Consider the following 17104-nt stretch of genomic DNA (forward strand, 5'->3'; position numbering starts at 1 on the left):
TAATGTTAAAAATCTCCGATCTTGCAGATTTGTAATCCGTGAGAAGCAAATCACTTCAAATCCACCAGCTCACCCAAAGAAATTTCCAAAGCATTCGCCAGTTCCAGCAAAGTATAAAGCGTAGGATTCACTTTTCCATTTTCTAGCTTTTCAATAGCCTGACGGTCTTTGTTGCACGCACGAGCGAAATCAGATTGGCTCCAGCCCTTCTGTTCACGAAGCATGATAATTCGTTTACCAAATTCTTTTTTTAACTGATCTCTGGTCATGTTCCAAATGTCAGCTAATTCGATGACAATTTTGTCATACAGAAAGTTGACAAATCGAAAAATTATTTTATATTTGCTAATAAATTAAACCTAAATAAAAAACACAATCCATCATATTACCTTGGTTTGTACAGGCAGGAAGTTCAGGCACTATCAGGACTTCCTCCTCTACAGCCGACAAAAACTAAAAAATATACCCATGATGAACGCAAGAAAAATTAAAATCCACACCAGATACCAGAAAAGCAATCACCGGATGATCACCGTCCCGGAAATCCGGCTTCAGGGAAAATGGCTTGATGCGCTGGGTTTCGGAAAAGGAAAAACCGTACACATCCAACAAAAGAAAAACAAGCTAACGATTACTGTCGCAAAATAGCATAACCATAAAACAGTATTTGGGTTCCTGCAAGTTGCGCAAGACAATCCAATTCCGCAGATTTGTGATCCGTGACTTTTAAAAACTATTACGTTAGTCCACACAATCAGTCTGATGATTTCTTCAATCGCTCAGAACCGGCCTCCAGGTATTCAGTTGAGGCAAACAACCGCTTTGTCAGGATAATCAAGAGTTCCGTTAAAGCAATCAACCGTTCCGAAGAGACAATCAACTCCTCCGAAGAAGCAATCAACCAGTCCGAAGAGCCGATCAACCAGTCCGAAGAGGCAATCAAGTACAATTTGTTATATAACAGCTATTTACAGCCCTTTTGAAAAATTAGTAAACCCAATGTTGCAGCTTGGAATGATGCCCTATCGCGTCGAAACGACATCGCGGACTTGCAATTCTTACCCCCGTGTGTAAAAATCTAACGAGTTTTGAAAACCCACTACGTTTAGGAGGAGAAATTAAAAAAAATTCATCTTTCATGATTCATGATATAATTCTGTTCCGCAGATTGTCATTCATCCGCAAATATTTAAATTTGCTAAAAAATCGCTAAGATAAAAAACCTTTGAATTCCCTCACGCTAGTTCTAAAGTCTCGCTAGCGACAGTACAGGGAGGCAAAAGCCAGTGAAGCATTTTTACAGGAAATTTAACCTTATTCAGAAATAATTCTAGCCGCAAAAAAAATGAACCGTAATCAAAAGAAATTTGAAGAAATTAAAAATGTTCTCATTGAAAAATTGGGAAGCAAAGTTGAGTATTCAAAAGACGAAGATGGAACCGAATATTTGACTGTTAAAAATTCAGATTTCTGGATTTCAACAACTTTTGGAGAATTGGTAGTGGGCTACGGTTTACATCACACGCATTTCAGCGAAGAACTCGAAAATTTAGATAACGGAATAGTTCAGGCCTTCGATTTACTGACCAACAGAATCAAAACAACGAATTACATAAAAGGAAACACTATATTTAAAACAACAATTGAAATTGAATATCCGGATGCGCCCCTTGTCAATATAGGAAGTTCAGGTCTGATCCTGTTTCCTTTCTGGAAAAAGACAAAGCTTGAAGTAAAGTATGATGAAAAAATTTTAGAACAAAAAGAAATTGAGAATCAGTTAAATTTAATTTTAGAAACTTGAATTAATGAATATGGTATCAATAGAAATGGGCTTTAGCCCATTTACACTACAATACATGATGATCCGGCTTTAGCCGAAACCTATCATATTTTGGCTAAAGCCGAATGGTAGACTGCTATAATTTCATCGGGCTAAAGCCCGACGCTACTGATAAGTATATGTTCTAAATTTCAAAGAGTTCAATCCTTTATCGAACTCACTTTAATTATTGACAGATTGCAGGGAACTCTGGTCCCGCAGATTGTCATTCACCCGTAAATATTTAAATTTGCTAAAAAAAATCATCAGGATGAAAAAAGCCTTTGAATTCCTTAAGCAGCTGGAGAAAAACAACACCCGTGAATGGTTTGCCGCACACAAAGCGGAATACGAGACGGTGGTAAAAGAAAACAAGGCACTCTTCAATCATATCTATGCTGAACTTCAGCAACATGACCATGTCAACGGCATCCATATTTTCAGGATTTACCGGGATGTTCGGTTTTCAAAAGACCAGACACCGTATAAAACCAATTTCGGAGTCGGATATTCCCGCTTAAAACCGATGCTGAGAGGTGGATATTACATTCATCTGGAACCCGGCAACAGTTTCGTAGGCGGCGGATTCTGGGGACCGGATGCCAAAGACCTGCTCCGCATCCGCAAGGAATTTGAAATCAGTACCGCGGAGATTGAAAAGATTACTTCAGACGATACTTTCGTCAACTATTTTAAAGAAATAAAAGGCGATGCCGTGAAAACAGCGCCAAGAGGTTTCGATAAAAACCATCCTGCCATCGACCTCATCCGGAAAAAGCAATACGTCGTCATGCGACCATTTACCGATCAGGAAGTTTTATCGGATGATTTCAGGAAAGAGGCTATACTCACCTTATTGGCCATGCTCCCCTTCTTTGATTATATGAGTGAAGTGCTCACTACAGATCTGAATGGACAATCTTTAATTTAAATTTTGACTGACTCACGTTAAAATCTTTAAGCAACCTGCATCAATAAAACACAAAAAAATACAATGAAACAACTAATAACCTATTTCAGCCTTGCATACTTCATCAGCTGGTTGATTTGGCTTCCTTTATACGGACACGTTTTTGGTCTTTCCAATTTACCGGTTCTACCCTATCATCATGCCATTGGTGGGCTTGGTCCTTTAACCGCATCCTTGCTCACTACATTCATCTACCAAAAAAAAGAAGGAGTAATTTGTCTACTGAAAAATTGTCTTAATATAAGACCAATTATATATATTCTTATTGCATTATTAAGTCCGTTTCTGTTGGCTTTTTTAGCGATGATAATCAATCATTTTATTGATAAGTCTCCAATATATCTTACCGGAATTTTCACCAGCAAAGAATTTCCCCAGCTCGGATTATTTGCGTTTTTCATATACAATCTGTTATTTTTTGGTCTTGGAGAAGAAGTCGGCTGGCGCGGCTTTGCATTGCCGATATTTCAGGAGAAATTCAATGCTTTGGCATCAAGCATTATTCTTACTGTATTCTGGGCTGTCTGGCATTGGCCACTTTTCTTATACAGACCAGGTTACACCTCGATGGATGTTGCAGGAACTTTAGGTTGGTTCTTCAGCCTTTTAACAGGCAGCGTATTGCTTACATGGCTGTTTAATTCTTCCCGTGCAAGCATATTAGTGTGTGCTACTTTTCATTCGACCATTGATATTGCCTTTACAGCAGACTTTACAGATAAAAATATTGTAAGCTATATGGGATTTCTTATTACCGTTTGGGGGATATCAACGATTATACTTTTCAAACCTAAAAATTTATCGAAAAATACACGGGAGAAATCGCATCACATTAGCAATCAAACCACTTTTAATACATCTGAGAGATTAGTTCGTTAGCAAAAAGAAACTTATTTTAATCTAAAAGTATATTTATATTAAATTTTTTTGCCCGTTTTTTGCTTTCACCAAAATACCAATCACAAAATAGTAAATCATGAAAAAAAATCCTACTCATCGCATCCTGCTTTGCGCTTACGGTATGCAAAGCACAGGAAACACCCCTTTCAGCGCCGCCTTCAGAAAAAATGAATATTATAAAAACAAACGTTACGGCGTACGCGTTCAGAAATATCAACCTCACCTACGAAAGATCGATCAACCGCTGGCTCTCCGTAAATATGGGCTTTGGAGCTATGCCTGAAGGAAAGATTCCTTTCATCAATTCTTTCTTAAGTGATGATGATGAAAGAAGATTTCAGAACCTGGAAGCTAAATCTTTCAACTTTACCATAGAGCCGCGCTTTTATCTTGGAGCAGGCTACGGAAAAGGATTTTATGTCGCTCCTTATTACAGATATTCGAAAATAACCACAAACACTTTTGATTATTATTATGACTTTACGTATAGTGGAACAACGTATCAAATCCCTTTGAAAGGCTTTGGAAATGCTAATGGCAATAGCGGAGGCGTAATGGTCGGTGCGCAGTTTTTTCTCACCAGCAGCCGTAATCTTGTACTCGACTTTTGGATTGCAGGAGCTCATTACGGGGCAGGAAAAGGAGACTTTACCATGACAAGTGACATTCCGCTGACTCCAGAAATGCAGGCCCAGCTGAAAAGGGAAATTGAAGATATGGATGTTCCTTTCGTCAATTATACCGTAGAAACCAACACCAACGGAGCAAGAGTCATTATCGACGGTCCGTGGATAGGTTTCCGAACTGGATTATCATTGGGATACAGATTTTAAGGAGCAGTGATGATCGTAGAATGATTAGATATTGTAAAAAACCGCGGCTCAGATTCTCTGAGCCGCGGTTCTATTTTTAATGATAGGCTTGCTTAAATTTTTCCAGTATATTATCCAGATTATGTCTCTGAACATATACACTTTTCACATCTTCGTATCTTGGGGATTTATAAAATACTTCATGGAAATCCATGCTTCCGTTCCCCACTTTTACCACTCTCTGAACTTCGATATTCAACTTTCTCAATTCATCTTTAAAAACCTGAAATTCGTCTTGGATATTTTTCATCTATATTTTTGGATTTTAATTAAAACTACATTTTTATATCAAACACCCTACCAAAATTCGGGGGTCTTGCTTAAATTTAATATAAAGGTAATGAATTTTTCAACACAAATACTATATTTACTTAACATTTCCTCAATACTTCAATCATTTAAAAATCATTTTAACAAAATTTATACCAATTGAATAGTTTTACAATCTCCCCTAAAAATTAAACAATCCTTTGAAGATCGGTGGACGATCTTTAAATTAAGGAATAATCTAAAGTTCTGCATCAGTATTATAAAACAAAGAGGCTAAAACCGTTATTGATTTTAACCTCTTATTCTATATTTTTATTTGAATTATGTATTGCTTTTCTCTTCTTCCAATTCGACCTCATGTCTCAGCTGAGCTTTGTACAAAGTTGCGTAATATCCGTTTTTATCAAGCAGTTCAAGATGTTTGCCTTCTTCTACAATTTTACCATGTTCCATGACGATAATTTTATCTGCTTTTTCAATCGTGGAAAGCCTGTGGGCAATAATAATGGAGGTTCTGTTCTTCGTGATTTTTTCCGTTGCCCGTTGGATCAGTTTTTCGCTTTCGTGGTCTATGGATGATGTCGCCTCATCCAGGATAAGGATTTTCGGATCGGAAAGATAGGCCCGCAGGAAAGACAAAAGTTGCCTCTGGCCGAGTGAAATCGAGGATCCTCTTTCACTTACCACATAATCATATCCGCCAGGAAGGCTTTCAATGAACTCATCTACCTCAATTTCCCTTGCTCCTGCTTTGATCTGCTCAAGGGTAATGGTGTCGTCACCAAATGAAAGGTTTTCAAAAATACTTCCGTGGAAAAGGAACACATCCTGTAAAACGACACCGATATGACTTCTCAGGCAATACAGTTCATAATCTTTAAGATCAATATTATCGATGAGGATATTTCCCGAATTGATATCGTATAATCTTGTAATCAGGCTGATAATGGTTGATTTCCCCGCACCTGTAGCCCCAACGATAGCTACCGTTTCTCCAGGATTCACTTTAAAATCGATTCCTTTTAATACTTCCTGTTTTTCATCATATGCAAAATGTACATTTCTGAATTCTATTTTTCCGTCAAAATGATCTTTCTGTACGGTTCCGGTATTCGGCATTGAGTTTTCTTCATCCATTAATCCCAACACCCTTTCGGCTCCCACAATACCTCTCTGAATATTGTTGAACCGGTCTGCGATCTGTCTCAAAGGGCGAATCAGCATAGAAATATACTGAATAAATGCAATCACCACTCCGGCACTGATCGTAATATATCCGCCATAAAAAAGGATAAACCCGATGAAAAGCGAAGAGATCAGTTCTACCACAGGGAAGAATAAAGAGAAAATGAAAACAGTTCTCAGTAAGGCATCTTTCAGGGTAATATTAATTTCGTCAAACTTTTTAAATTCAGATTCCTGCCTGTTGAACACCTGAATGATCGGCATCCCGGCCAGTCTCTCCTGAACAAAAGAGTTCTGATTGGAAGTCCAGGTCCTTTCATCTCCGAAAGCTTTTTTAAGCCTTTTCTGGAAAAACCTGGTAATAACGACCATTAACGGTAAAATGGCAAGTGTAATATAACTCAGATGTACATTGGTACTGAACATCATAATTAATACAAAAACGATTCTCAAAACATCCCCGAAAACCATCAGAAAACCATCCGTATAAACTGTAGCTATTGTCTCCACGTCTCCTACAGCTCTGGTTACCAGCTGCCCGATCGGCGTTTTGTCAAAGAATGATGTTTTAAAATAAATAAGTTTATGATAAAGTCTCTGCCTTATATCCCTGATTACATTTTGTGAAATATAATTGGAAAAATACACCAGAAAGAAATTTAAAACCGTTTCGGCAAATACCAGTCCTACCAATAGGTAGATATGCTTCATCATTAAAGCTTTATCCTGCAGCTTTGTGATATCGTTATCCACGACTTCCATGGTAAGGTAAGGCCGGTAGGTAGAAACGATTGCCAGTATGATGGAGATAATCAGCGTAAGGACGAACCATGAACGGAACTTCATTCCGATAAAGAACAGCCTTTTGACAATACCCCAGGTATCTTGTTTTTTCATTGTACGAATTGAAGAAAGAATTATATTAAAAATCCTATGCAAAAATAAGACTTTAAAATTTTACATGCTTTATAACTTGATGAAATACTCATGAAAATTTCAGATGATCCCGATTTATGATATAGATGATTTTATATATTATATCATACCTCTGTATATTTTGAAAACTATGGTAAAGAATCAAATAACTCTACATTCCAAGATCTGGCAGATGCACTAAACTTTGTGAGCTTTTTTTAAGTGGAACGGCTTTGTGTAACTTAAAAGCAGTCAGTAATAAAAAAATCTTTGTGTTAAAAACCAGAATCTTTAAAAATCAAAATCATACCCTACATCCACAAGATACAGTCCGTGAGCCGGTGCAGAAGTACCCGCAGAATTCCTGTTTTTATTTTCAATGACTTTTCGGAGATCTTCAGGCTTTAATTTTCCGGCACCGATATCTACCATCGTTCCCACGATCGCCCGTACCATATTCCTGAGAAAACGGTTCGCGGAAACAGTGAACTTCAGCTCGCTGCCCTTCTGCTCCCACTCTGCTTTGTAAATTTTGCAGATATTGGTTTTGTTGTCGGTATGAAGCTTGGCAAAGCTGGTAAAATCCTCATATTCAAAAAGAATCTTACACGCTTCATTCATTCTGTCGATATCAAGAGACCTCCTCCAGTGCTGCCAGGCAGAATCTTCCGTGAAAGGATTTTTTTCCAAAGAAATATAATATTCATATGTTCTGTATGTGGCATCGAAACGGGCATGGAAATCATCTTTTACCCGGAAAATTCTTTTCACCGAAATATCTGGTGGCAGAAAACTGTTCAGCTTTCTGGAAAGATCTTGATCCAATACTTTTTCCATATCAAAATGAGCAAAAATTTTCTTTGCATGCACGCCGGTATCCGTTCTACCCGCGCCGGTAGTTTTTATTTCTTCCCTTAAAATCGTTGAAAGTGCCTTCTCCATTTCTTCCTGCACAGAAACTGCATTCGGCTGAATCTGATAGCCAAAATAGTTTTTACCGTTGTACGAAAATTCAATAAAATATCTCAATGTAATAAAATAACGCTGCAAAATTAATTTAATTAAATGATAATCATGAACACATTTTTTAAAATAAATCTCGAAAAGTAACTACCATAGTAAGCTAAATCCATGCGAAATTCCCTATTTTTGCAACGTATGAAAAGATGGTACCTTTATCCTTTTTCGCTAGGTTATCACATGGTAACGGGTATCCGAAACACAATGTATGATCTGGGAATTTTTAAGTCGACAAAATTCAGAACTCCGATCATTTGTGTCGGTAACCTTTCTGTGGGCGGAAGCGGAAAATCGCCTATGGTGATGTATCTTGCTAAGTTTTTATCCAAACATTACAGAACGGGAGTGCTTTCCAGAGGCTACGGAAGGCTCACGAAAGGCTATGCCGTGACGAACTATGAAAGCAACTACAAAATGGTGGGTGATGAAGCCATGCAGCTGTTTGAACGCTTTAAGAACCGTTTCGTCATCGCCGTTTCGGAAGAAAGGGTTCCCGGTGCTAAAAAAAGTAATCGCCGATATGGATCTGGATGTATTGGTATTGGATGACGCGATGCAGCACCGAGCCATAAAACCGGGATTCACCATCATGATGACCGATTTTAATGATCCTTATTTTAAAGATCATCTTCTTCCGGCAGGAGATCTGAGAGAATCCAGATCGGGATCTAAAAGAGCAGATATCATCATGGTAAGCAAATGCCCCGATGAACTTACAGAAGAAACCAAACAGTATTACATCTCACGGATACGACCTTCGGGGCGGCAAAAAGTATTCTTTTCATCGATAGGTTATGATGAAAATGTGTACGGCAAAGAAAAAATGCTTCCGGATAACAACCTGAATTATTACGATATTCTTCTCATCACAGGAATTGCCAACCCAAAACCACTGCTGAATCATCTTGCCAAGTTTTCACAAAGGGTAAAACATCTGAAATTCCGAGATCATCATAATTTTACGGAAGCTGACATCAAAAATATTGTCGCTGAATATAAAAAATTAGGCGAGTACAAATTGATCTTAACGACTGAAAAAGATTATGTACGCCTTAAAACTTTTGACTACCTCAGAGATATCGTCTATTACTGGCCGATCAATGTAATTATTGACAAGAAGGAAGAATTTAACCAAATCATTCTGGATTATGTTAGAAAAAATTAAGAAGACTGCAGATTTCATACAGAATATCATTAAAGAAACTCCCGACTTTGCAATTGTTTTAGGATCGGGATTAGGAAAATTACAGGATGAGGTAGAAGCCATTCATACGCTGGAATATTCTGAAATCCCTGACTTTCCGCAAACAACGGTGGCCGGCCACAACGGAAAATTGATTTATGGAATCCTGGAAGGCAAAAAAAGTTCTGATGATGAGCGGCCGTTTCCATTATTATGAAGGACATTCTATTGAAAATATAGTTTTTCCCATCAGAGTTTTTCATATGTTGGGAATAAAAAATCTTATTCTTTCCAATGCTTCCGGCGGAGTAAATTCTGAGTATCAGATTGCAGATATTGCCATTATTAAAGATCATATCAATATGATGCCTGAACATCCGCTTCGTGGAAGGAATATCGATTCTTTCGGACCAAGGTTTGTGGATATGAGCGAAGCGTACAGCAAGAAGATGATTTCTGTTGCTGAAAAGGTAGCTTCTGAAAACAACATCAACACTCACCAGGGAATTTATGTTGCCCTTCAGGGGCCAACTTTTGAAACCCCTGCAGAATATGGGATGATCAAAGCCATCGGTGGCGATATGGTAGGAATGAGTACCGTTCCCGAAGTAATTGTTGCCCGACATATGGGAATGGATGTTTTCGGAATCTCTGTGATTACAGATCTCGGCGGTCCGGACATCGCTTTTTCCGTTTCGCATGAGGAAGTTCTGAATGCTGCCAATAAGGCAATGCCGAATGTTATAACCGTTGTAAAAGGTTTGGTCAGAAACTATCCTCAGTCATTATAGAATTTTTCAATAGTACAAATTTCCGTTGATAACGTCCTAATTGCTTTTCATTTTTTAGATTTGTATAATGATTTTTAAAATGAAGAAGCTGTTGTTATTATTTATGATCGGAGTTTTCGGATTAAGCTGCTCACAGCAGACTCCTAAAGTGCTTAAGACCAATTTTCCCAAAGAAGCACTCCTTCAGAAGGTAGAAGATGAAGAAGGTAAAACGGTCACTATGCAGCAAATTCTGGATCAGCATAAAGGAAAGGTTCTGGTGCTTGATTTCTGGGCCGGCTGGTGCAGGGATTGTTTAAAAGCACTTCCGAAAGCCAAAGAATTAGAAGACAATAATAAGAATATCGATTTCGTCTTCCTGTCATTAGACCGATCCAAAGAAGGTTTCGACAAAAGCCTGGAAAGATTTGAGATGAAAGACAAAGAAAATTACTGGTTCGCATCAGGCTGGAAAAATGACTTCAATAATTATATCGACCTCAACTGGATCCCGAGATATATGGTCATCGATCATAAATCTGCCATTGCCAAATATTACGCTGTCTCACCGGAAGATCCCGATATCCAGGCAACCATTGATAAATTGCTTAAATAACACTGACATAGGAAATGTAGACGTTAAAAAAATAAACTCTGTGAACGTTAAGAAAATTCTACTGTTTGAGCGCGATATATCAATTGATACGAAGAACAAATTTTGATTCGCGCGAGTTTTGGGATTTTTAGAGAACAGATTTTATTTTTAGTCAGAGTTTCCAAGTCTTGAATTTTTGTTCTTTTGTTTCAAGACAAAAGAAATTAATCTAAATTAAAGAATACAGGAATCCATATCTTTGCGGTATGGATTCTTCTTTTCCCCTTCGCAAAATTATTCATGTCGATATGGATGCATTTTATGCTTCTGTAGAACAGCATGATAACCCTGCCCTAAAAGGCAAGGCGATTGCGGTGGGGGGAGAACATCGGGGCGTTGTTGCTGCGGCAAGTTACGAAGCCAGAAAATTCGGAGTACGCTCTGCCATGCCCAGCAAAACAGCCAAAGAGAAATGTCCGCATCTCATTTTTGTTTCACCAAGGTTTCAGCGGTACAAAGAGATTTCAAGAAAAATAAGGGAGATTTTTTATGAATATACCGATCTCGTAGAACCTCTATCTTTGGATGAAGCTTATCTCGACGTTACCGAAAATAAAAAAGATATAGAATCTGCCAACCAGATCGCCAGGGAAATCCGTCAGAAGATTTTTGAACAGACCGGACTAACAGCCTCCGCAGGAATATCCATCAATAAGTTTTTGGCTAAAGTAGCATCAGATATCAATAAGCCGAACGGGCAGAAAACGATTCATCCCGATAAAGTGGAAAGCTTTCTTGAAGACCTGCCGGTAGAAAAATTTTACGGTGTCGGGAAAGTTACTGCGAACAAAATGTTCAGTTTAGGCATTTATAAAGGAAAAGATTTAAAGAAAAGATCGATTGAAGATCTGACCCGGATGTTCGGGAAATCCGGAGCGTATTATTATCATGTGGTCCGGGGAATTCACAATTCGGAAGTAAAGCCTCACCGGATCCAGAAAAGTGTGGCGGTGGAAAGAACCTTTTTTGAAGACCTTTTCGATGAACAGCAGATCAATGAAAAACTGCAAAGCCTGAGCGAAGAACTTCAGAACCGTCTCCAGAAAAATAATATTTTAGGAAGAACGCTGACCCTTAAAATTAAATATAAAGACTTTTCCCTCTTTACGCGAAGTATCACCAGGGAAGAATATTTTTCATCTGCAGAACAATATTTCAATACCGGAAAACAGCTTTGGGAACTGCGACCATTCGACAAACCTGTACGGCTGCTGGGATTATCACTGTCGCAGCTGAACACGGAGGAGAAAAAACTCGTCTCCGTTCAACTAAAAATTCCGTTTAGAGAATTTGAAGATCAATAATCTCGAAAATTTTTATTACATTGTAGTAACCAAATTTTACAATTTTATGAATGAAACGATGATTCAATACTTCCACTGGTACTCGGAAGGAGATGGAAAACTGTGGAAGGAAGCAGAGAAAAATGCAAATTATCTGGCTGAATTAGGAATTACATCAGTATGGTTCCCTCCCGCATACAAAGGCGCCAACGGCGGCTACTCTATCGGTTATGACGCTTATGATCTTTATGATCTGGGGGAGTTTGATCAAAAAGGAAGCATTCCCACAAAATACGGAACCAAAGAAGACTACATAAAAGCCATCAAAGCTTTAAAAGAGAAAAACATCAAAGTGATTGTTGATATCGTCCTCGGTCATAAAGGCGGCGGAGATGAGCTTGAAACCTTCAAAGCCGTGAAAGTGGATGAGGAAAACAGAGAAAAAATCATTTCAGGTGAAATAGAAATACAGTCTTATACCAAATTTACCTTTCCCGGACGCCAAAATAAATATTCTGATTTTATATGGAATTATACCTGCTTCAGCGGGGTAGATTATGCCGAAGGAATGGAATCCCACATCTACAAAATCAAAAATGAATACGGAACCGACTGGGAAGAAATGATCGATGATGAAAAAGGCAATTATGATTACCTCATGTTCAATGATGTGGAACACCGCAATCCTTTCGTACGGGAGGAACTGAACAACTGGGCAAAATGGTATTTTGATGAAACAGATTTCGATGGTGTAAGGCTGGATGCTTTAAAACATATTTCATTTGATTTTTATAAAGAATGGCTCACTTTGCTTCGTTCCAACTCAGGGAAAAATATCTTTGCGGTTGGTGAATATTGGGCTCCGGGCTACCTTAACCTTCTTCAGAAATATATAGAAGTGACGGAAGGATGTATGAGCCTGTTCGACAGTTCTCTGCAGAATAATTTCCATACCGCTTCCAATGAAGGTGATTCTTATGATCTTCGGAGGATTTTTGATGAAACGCTTACACAGGCTGATCCTCTTCACTCGGTAAGTCTGGTCGATAATCATGATACCCAGCCGTTACAGGATCTGGAAGCCCCGGTAGAAAATTGGTTTAAACCTTTAGCTTATGCATTGATCCTGCTTCGTAAAGATGGCTATCCGTGTGTATTTTACCCGGATCTCTATGGTGCTCATTATGTTGACAAAGACAGAGAAGGCAATGACCAGGAAATATTTCTGGATAAGGTAGACGGTATTGAAGAACTTTTAAAAGCAAGAAAAGATCACGCTTACGGCGAGCAGCGGGATTATTTTGAAGATGCGAATTGCCTTGGATGGACTCGGGAGGGAGATGATGAACATTCCGGATGTGCGGTCGTTCTGAGCAACAAAGAAGCCTACGAGAAACCTATGGAGATAGGTGAAAGATATGTCGGTAAAACGTTTTATGATGCCCTCGGAAGATTTGAGGACAAAGTAACGATTGATGAAAACGGATGGGGAAATTTCCCGGTTCCGGCAGGTAATGTGAGTGTCTGGATTCCTGAATAATACTCTTAAACACAAATGACACCGCTATTTAAATCAGTGTCATTTGTGTTTACCTAAAATTAAACCTTTCTCAACGCAAGTATTTCCGGTCTTTCGGAATGTTCTGAAATAGCTCCGGTTCTGGCAAATTCTGCCCAAAGCGCGCGAAGCTTTCTTCCATTTTCCTGAATATATTCCCAAGGAACATCTTTAAGCAGCTCTGCCGATTTCCAGGCTTCTTTATTTTCAAAGATCAGGGGAAGATCGACACAATGGGAAGCTCCGATATAATTATCCTTTAATGTTGATTGAATGGTAAACTGATAAATGTTTCCGCCACCGGCTGCATAATTCTCTGCAAAGAGCCTGGCTGGTTTTTCATAAATCGACTCTGTAGTTTTTCTTACGATGGTATTGAGAATTTTATGGGGCAGATAAGTGTAAATTCCCTGCTGCGCCGTCTTAACGTAGAAGGCAGTTTCATCCTGGTTGGAGCCAATCAGAACATCGTATTGTCTCGCATTCTCTTTCCATTTATCAAGACTTTCTTCTTCCCTGCATAAAGGCGGATAGCCGTATTGCGTGCAAAATGGCATGGAGGTTTTCAAACCGTATTTTCTGAATGAAGGTAAAAAGCTTATATAGCCTTCTACCATCTTTAAAGGATCAGATTCATCTTTTAAAGCATTCGTCTTCCTGAAAAACTCAAGAGACATACTTTGCCTTCTGTTCCTGAAACCAAGCGGCGCACTGTGAATAATCGCCCTTTGAAACAAACCTTTCACTCCTTCCGAGATCATGAGATGAGCAATGGCATCACCTCCTGACGACTGTCCAAACATCGTAATATTTTCAGGATCTCCCCCGAAATCACGGATATATTTTTTAATCCATCCCAGAGCGGCCATAATATCATACAACCCAAGATTGGCAGGTCTTTCTTTATCGCCTCCCAAAAATCCGAAGAGCCCTAAACGGTATGAAACCGAAACCACAATGATATGTTGTTCTTTTACCCAGACGGAAGGATCGGAAGTAGGAAGATCACCACATCCTATTTCGTAGGAACCTCCGTGAATCCATACGATTACCGGGAGCTTTTCATCATCATTAAAATGTTCAGGACGTGTAACTGTTAGAAATTGGGTTGATTCTTCAGGCACAAACATCTCCACATCCGTCTTCTGGATCAGTCTGTCCAGCAACGGACTTACATTCTGCGGACATACCGGAGTTTTATCAGCAATTTCGTGTGAATTAACATAATCTATTGGTTGAGGTTTTTTAAATCGTTCGGAACGGGCATACCGAATGCTTTTGGCTTTGATAACGCCGTTTTCCTTTACTGCTGAAATTTTTCCGAAAGAAGTATAAAAGGTATAAACTCCCTTATGCTGCTGTGTTGTCATCCACGAACAATTTATGTTTCACCTTAAATGTAGTGATTTATCTTTTTTAAACCAATACGTTGCTAATTTAACGCTTTATATACAGACGGGGATACTCCTGTTTTAGTCTTAAACAATCTTGTGAAATGCTGAGGATATTTGAATCCCAGGTCATAAGAGATTTCACTGATGGATTTTGCAGGGTCTGAAATCTGCTTCTTTGCAGCTTCGATAAGTTTGTTGTGAATACATTCCTGTGCAGAAATGCCGAGTTCTTTTTTCATTAAATCACCGAAATAATTCGCCGAAAGATTCAGCTGCTCGGCAAAGTAATTGACCATCGGGAACCCGATCGTTTTAGGTTTTTCGGATGCCAGATATTCATCCAGCAGTTTTTCAAATTTCCCTATTACTCCCTGGTTTACATGATCCCTGGTGATGAACTGCCGGTCGTAAAACCGCATGCAGTAATTTAAAAAGAGTTCGATATTATTAACGATCAGAGATCTGCTGTGTTTGTCGATGGAATGTTCCAGCTCGAACCTGATATTCTTGAAGCAGTCGAGGATGATCTCTCTTTCTTTTTCTGAAAGATGTAATGCCTCATGCACTTCGTAGGAAAAGAAGCTGTAATCCCCGATATTTTTACCCAGATTCGTTCCTTTGATAAGATCCGGATGAAACAGCAGTGCAAAACCTGCCGGCTGTATATAATTGCCGTCATTATCAATTCCGTAATCCTGCCCCGGTGCGATAAAGACCAGCGTTCCTTCCTGGTAGTCGTAGCTGTTTTTACCGTAATACATATCACCACAAACGACATCTTTCAGAAATACCGTATAAAACCCGAACATCCTTCTGAACTGGCAGATAGGATCAGATATAGAGAAATCAATCACACTCACCAGCGGATGGAGCGTTTCGTGATTTGTCATTTTGTTGTATTCGGAAATGCTGCTGATAAAGTCTACCTGGTTTTTCATACTGAAGTTCTTACGGAGATCAAAATTACCACATTTAAGGCGCAGATTTTGCGGTCAAGGTAAAATTGGTACATCATTCTGTAATCTGTATAAGTATGATTACACAGAAAGCAACGATTTTTGCAACATAAAAATTATTCTGACTAACTAAACTTAAATATAATGAGCACATTCACCGTAAAAGCTTTCGGCGCAGAATCCAAAACTGCAGATCTGGCCGAAATGAGCATTGAAAGAAGAGAAGTAACCGCAAAAGACGTTGAGATTGAAATCCTCTACTGCGGGGTATGTCATTCGGATCTCCATACCGCAAGAAATGACTGGGGCGGCTCCATGTATCCGGTAGTTCCGGGGCATGAGATTGTGGGAAGAATCACCAATGTCGGCAGTGAAGTTTCCAAGTTCAAGGTGGGAGATCTGGCAGCCGTTGGATGTATGGTAGATTCATGCGGACACTGTGACAGCTGTAAGCACGACCTTGAACAGTACTGCCAGAACGGTTTTACAGGGACTTACAATGGAAAAGATAAGCACCTTGGTGGCCAAACCTTCGGAGGATATTCCCAGAAAGTGGTGGTCGGTGAGCATTTCGTTCTGAGTGTTCCTGAAAACCTTGATCTTGCTGCGGTAGCCCCTCTTCTTTGCGCAGGAATCACTACGTGGTCACCTTTGAGACACTGGAATGTAGGCCCGGACTCTAAGGTTGCGGTAGTAGGACTTGGCGGGTTGGGACATATGGCCATTAAACTGGCAAAAGGGCTGGGCGCAGAAGTTACTTTATTCTCAAGAACACCCGGTAAAACCGAAGATGCTAAAAAACTAGGGGCAGATCATGTGGTGATCTCCACAGAGCAGGATCAGATGGACGCGGTAAGAGGTAAATTTGATGTAATCATTGATACCGTACCTTACGAGCATGACATCAATCCTTATATGCAGACCGTGGCACTGAACGGAACACTGGTATTGGTAGGATTCGTAGGACAGTTTGAGGAAACCAAGCCAAGTACGGTACCAATGATCTTCCAGAGACGTTCTGTAGCCGGATCCCTGATCGGAGGTATTGCCGAAACCCAGGAATTGCTGAACTTCTGTGGTGAGCACAATATTGTTTCCGACATTGAACTCATCAAAATGAACGAGATTAATGAAGCGTATGAAAGAATGCTAAAAAGTGATGTAAAATACCGCTTTGTGATTGATATGCAGTCTTTATAGTTTTCTTCACATCTGAATAGATAAGACTCTTCTGAAGAATCTTTTTTTATAGAGCTAAAAAAGTAGTCTAGGTTAGACTACTTTTTTTCTGCTACAAATGTAAACAAATTCTTTTTACTTCCAAACATAAGATATTGCTTTCTAATTTCTT

The 17104-nt window shown here is 39.1% G+C and carries 15 protein-coding genes and 2 pseudogenes; 11 read left to right on the forward strand and 6 right to left on the reverse strand.

Annotated features, from left to right (window positions below; translation table 11 throughout):
• Nucleotides 1–50: 50 nt before the first annotated feature.
• The gene (locus tag AAHI02_RS10355) at nt 51–269 is read right to left on the reverse strand and encodes a helix-turn-helix transcriptional regulator (protein WP_089853392.1); all 219 of its coding nucleotides are present in this window, start codon (nt 267–269) and stop codon (nt 51–53) included.
• 199 nt (nt 270–468) lie between these two features.
• On the opposite strand from AAHI02_RS10355, the gene AAHI02_RS10360 reads away from it, so the two are divergent.
• The 5 genes from AAHI02_RS10360 to AAHI02_RS10380 all read left to right on the forward strand — a co-directional run bounded on the left by AAHI02_RS10360 (nt 469) and on the right by AAHI02_RS10380 (nt 4525).
• Complete coding sequence (locus AAHI02_RS10360; protein WP_042719990.1) at nt 469–648, forward strand: SymE family type I addiction module toxin; 180 nt, start codon at nt 469–471, stop codon at nt 646–648.
• 697 nt (nt 649–1345) lie between these two features.
• Nucleotides 1346–1804: a hypothetical protein gene (locus tag AAHI02_RS10365; protein ID WP_346986578.1), complete on the forward strand. Its 459-nt coding sequence runs from the start codon at nt 1346–1348 to the stop codon at nt 1802–1804.
• A gap of 289 nt (nt 1805–2093) precedes the next feature.
• Nucleotides 2094–2753: a DUF2461 domain-containing protein gene (locus AAHI02_RS10370; RefSeq protein ID WP_346986579.1), complete on the forward strand. Its 660-nt coding sequence runs from the start codon at nt 2094–2096 to the stop codon at nt 2751–2753.
• Between the two features lie 63 nt (nt 2754–2816).
• A complete protein-coding gene (locus AAHI02_RS10375) occupies nt 2817–3671 on the forward strand; it encodes a type II CAAX endopeptidase family protein (protein ID WP_346986580.1) in 855 nt (284 codons plus the stop codon).
• Nucleotides 3672–3859: 188 nt separating this feature from the next.
• Nucleotides 3860–4525: a DUF3575 domain-containing protein gene (locus AAHI02_RS10380; RefSeq protein WP_346986581.1), complete on the forward strand. Its 666-nt coding sequence runs from the start codon at nt 3860–3862 to the stop codon at nt 4523–4525.
• 76 nt (nt 4526–4601) lie between these two features.
• On the opposite strand, the gene AAHI02_RS10385 is transcribed toward AAHI02_RS10380, so the two are convergent.
• The 3 genes from AAHI02_RS10385 to truA form a co-directional block, all read right to left on the reverse strand.
• Nucleotides 4602–4814, reverse strand: a complete 213-nt coding sequence (locus tag AAHI02_RS10385; protein WP_346986582.1) for a hypothetical protein — start codon at nt 4812–4814, stop codon at nt 4602–4604.
• A 341-nt stretch (nt 4815–5155) separates the two neighbouring features.
• Nucleotides 5156–6916: an ABC transporter ATP-binding protein gene (locus AAHI02_RS10390; RefSeq protein ID WP_346986583.1), complete on the reverse strand. Its 1761-nt coding sequence runs from the start codon at nt 6914–6916 to the stop codon at nt 5156–5158.
• A gap of 309 nt (nt 6917–7225) precedes the next feature.
• Nucleotides 7226–7984 carry a tRNA pseudouridine(38-40) synthase TruA gene (gene truA, locus AAHI02_RS10395; RefSeq protein WP_346986584.1) on the reverse strand — a complete coding sequence of 253 codons (759 nt, stop codon included), beginning with the start codon at nt 7982–7984 and terminating at the stop codon, nt 7226–7228.
• 108 nt (nt 7985–8092) lie between these two features.
• Here truA and lpxK point away from each other — a divergent pair.
• From lpxK to AAHI02_RS10420, 5 genes and pseudogenes are all read left to right on the forward strand, one after another.
• A pseudogene (gene lpxK / locus AAHI02_RS10400) lies at nt 8093–9119 on the forward strand (tetraacyldisaccharide 4'-kinase).
• Nucleotides 9103–9928 (forward strand): annotated as a pseudogene (locus tag AAHI02_RS10405) (purine-nucleoside phosphorylase). The pseudogenes lpxK and AAHI02_RS10405 overlap by 17 nt, the downstream one beginning before the upstream one ends.
• A 79-nt stretch (nt 9929–10007) precedes the next feature.
• Entirely contained in the window at nt 10008–10523 is a 516-nt protein-coding gene (locus AAHI02_RS10410) for a thioredoxin family protein (RefSeq protein WP_346983195.1), read from the forward strand.
• Nucleotides 10524–10768: 245 nt separating this feature from the next.
• On the forward strand, nt 10769–11866 hold the full coding sequence (gene dinB / locus AAHI02_RS10415; protein WP_346983196.1) for a DNA polymerase IV: 1098 nt from the start codon (nt 10769–10771) through the stop codon (nt 11864–11866).
• A 46-nt stretch (nt 11867–11912) separates the two neighbouring features.
• Nucleotides 11913–13385: an alpha-amylase gene (locus AAHI02_RS10420; protein WP_346983197.1), complete on the forward strand. Its 1473-nt coding sequence runs from the start codon at nt 11913–11915 to the stop codon at nt 13383–13385.
• A gap of 59 nt (nt 13386–13444) precedes the next feature.
• On the opposite strand, the gene AAHI02_RS10425 is transcribed toward AAHI02_RS10420, so the two are convergent.
• The gene (locus AAHI02_RS10425; protein ID WP_346983198.1) at nt 13445–14773 is read right to left on the reverse strand and encodes a carboxylesterase family protein; all 1329 of its coding nucleotides are present in this window, start codon (nt 14771–14773) and stop codon (nt 13445–13447) included.
• A 62-nt stretch (nt 14774–14835) separates the two neighbouring features.
• Nucleotides 14836–15735 carry a helix-turn-helix transcriptional regulator gene (locus AAHI02_RS10430; protein ID WP_346983199.1) on the reverse strand — a complete coding sequence of 300 codons (900 nt, stop codon included), beginning with the start codon at nt 15733–15735 and terminating at the stop codon, nt 14836–14838.
• Nucleotides 15736–15897: 162 nt separating this feature from the next.
• On the opposite strand from AAHI02_RS10430, the gene AAHI02_RS10435 reads away from it, so the two are divergent.
• A complete protein-coding gene (locus AAHI02_RS10435; protein ID WP_346983200.1) occupies nt 15898–16953 on the forward strand; it encodes an NAD(P)-dependent alcohol dehydrogenase in 1056 nt (351 codons plus the stop codon).
• The last annotated feature ends 151 nt before the right edge of the window (nt 16954–17104 follow it).

The sequence above is a fragment of the Chryseobacterium sp. POE27 genome (genome assembly GCF_039727685.1).
GTDB lineage: Bacteria > Bacteroidota > Bacteroidia > Flavobacteriales > Weeksellaceae > Chryseobacterium.

Bases quoted from the DNA above. Each gene is read 5' to 3' on its own strand.
- AAHI02_RS10355 (WP_089853392.1), bottom strand. From the start codon at position 269: ATGACCAGAGATCAGTTAAAAAAAGAATTTGGTAAACGAATTATCATG.
- AAHI02_RS10360 (WP_042719990.1), top strand. From the start codon at position 469: ATGATGAACGCAAGAAAAATTAAAATCCACACCAGATACCAGAAAAGC.
- AAHI02_RS10365 (WP_346986578.1), top strand. From the start codon at position 1,346: ATGAACCGTAATCAAAAGAAATTTGAAGAAATTAAAAATGTTCTCATT.
- AAHI02_RS10370 (WP_346986579.1), top strand. From the start codon at position 2,094: ATGAAAAAAGCCTTTGAATTCCTTAAGCAGCTGGAGAAAAACAACACC.
- AAHI02_RS10375 (WP_346986580.1), top strand. From the start codon at position 2,817: ATGAAACAACTAATAACCTATTTCAGCCTTGCATACTTCATCAGCTGG.
- AAHI02_RS10380 (WP_346986581.1), top strand. From the start codon at position 3,860: ATGAATATTATAAAAACAAACGTTACGGCGTACGCGTTCAGAAATATC.
- AAHI02_RS10385 (WP_346986582.1), bottom strand. From the start codon at position 4,814: ATGAAAAATATCCAAGACGAATTTCAGGTTTTTAAAGATGAATTGAGA.
- AAHI02_RS10390 (WP_346986583.1), bottom strand. From the start codon at position 6,916: ATGAAAAAACAAGATACCTGGGGTATTGTCAAAAGGCTGTTCTTTATC.
- AAHI02_RS10410 (WP_346983195.1), top strand. From the start codon at position 10,008: ATGAAGAAGCTGTTGTTATTATTTATGATCGGAGTTTTCGGATTAAGC.
- dinB (WP_346983196.1), top strand. From the start codon at position 10,769: ATGGATTCTTCTTTTCCCCTTCGCAAAATTATTCATGTCGATATGGAT.
- AAHI02_RS10420 (WP_346983197.1), top strand. From the start codon at position 11,913: ATGAATGAAACGATGATTCAATACTTCCACTGGTACTCGGAAGGAGAT.
- AAHI02_RS10425 (WP_346983198.1), bottom strand. From the start codon at position 14,773: ATGACAACACAGCAGCATAAGGGAGTTTATACCTTTTATACTTCTTTC.
- AAHI02_RS10430 (WP_346983199.1), bottom strand. From the start codon at position 15,735: ATGAAAAACCAGGTAGACTTTATCAGCAGCATTTCCGAATACAACAAA.
- AAHI02_RS10435 (WP_346983200.1), top strand. From the start codon at position 15,898: ATGAGCACATTCACCGTAAAAGCTTTCGGCGCAGAATCCAAAACTGCA.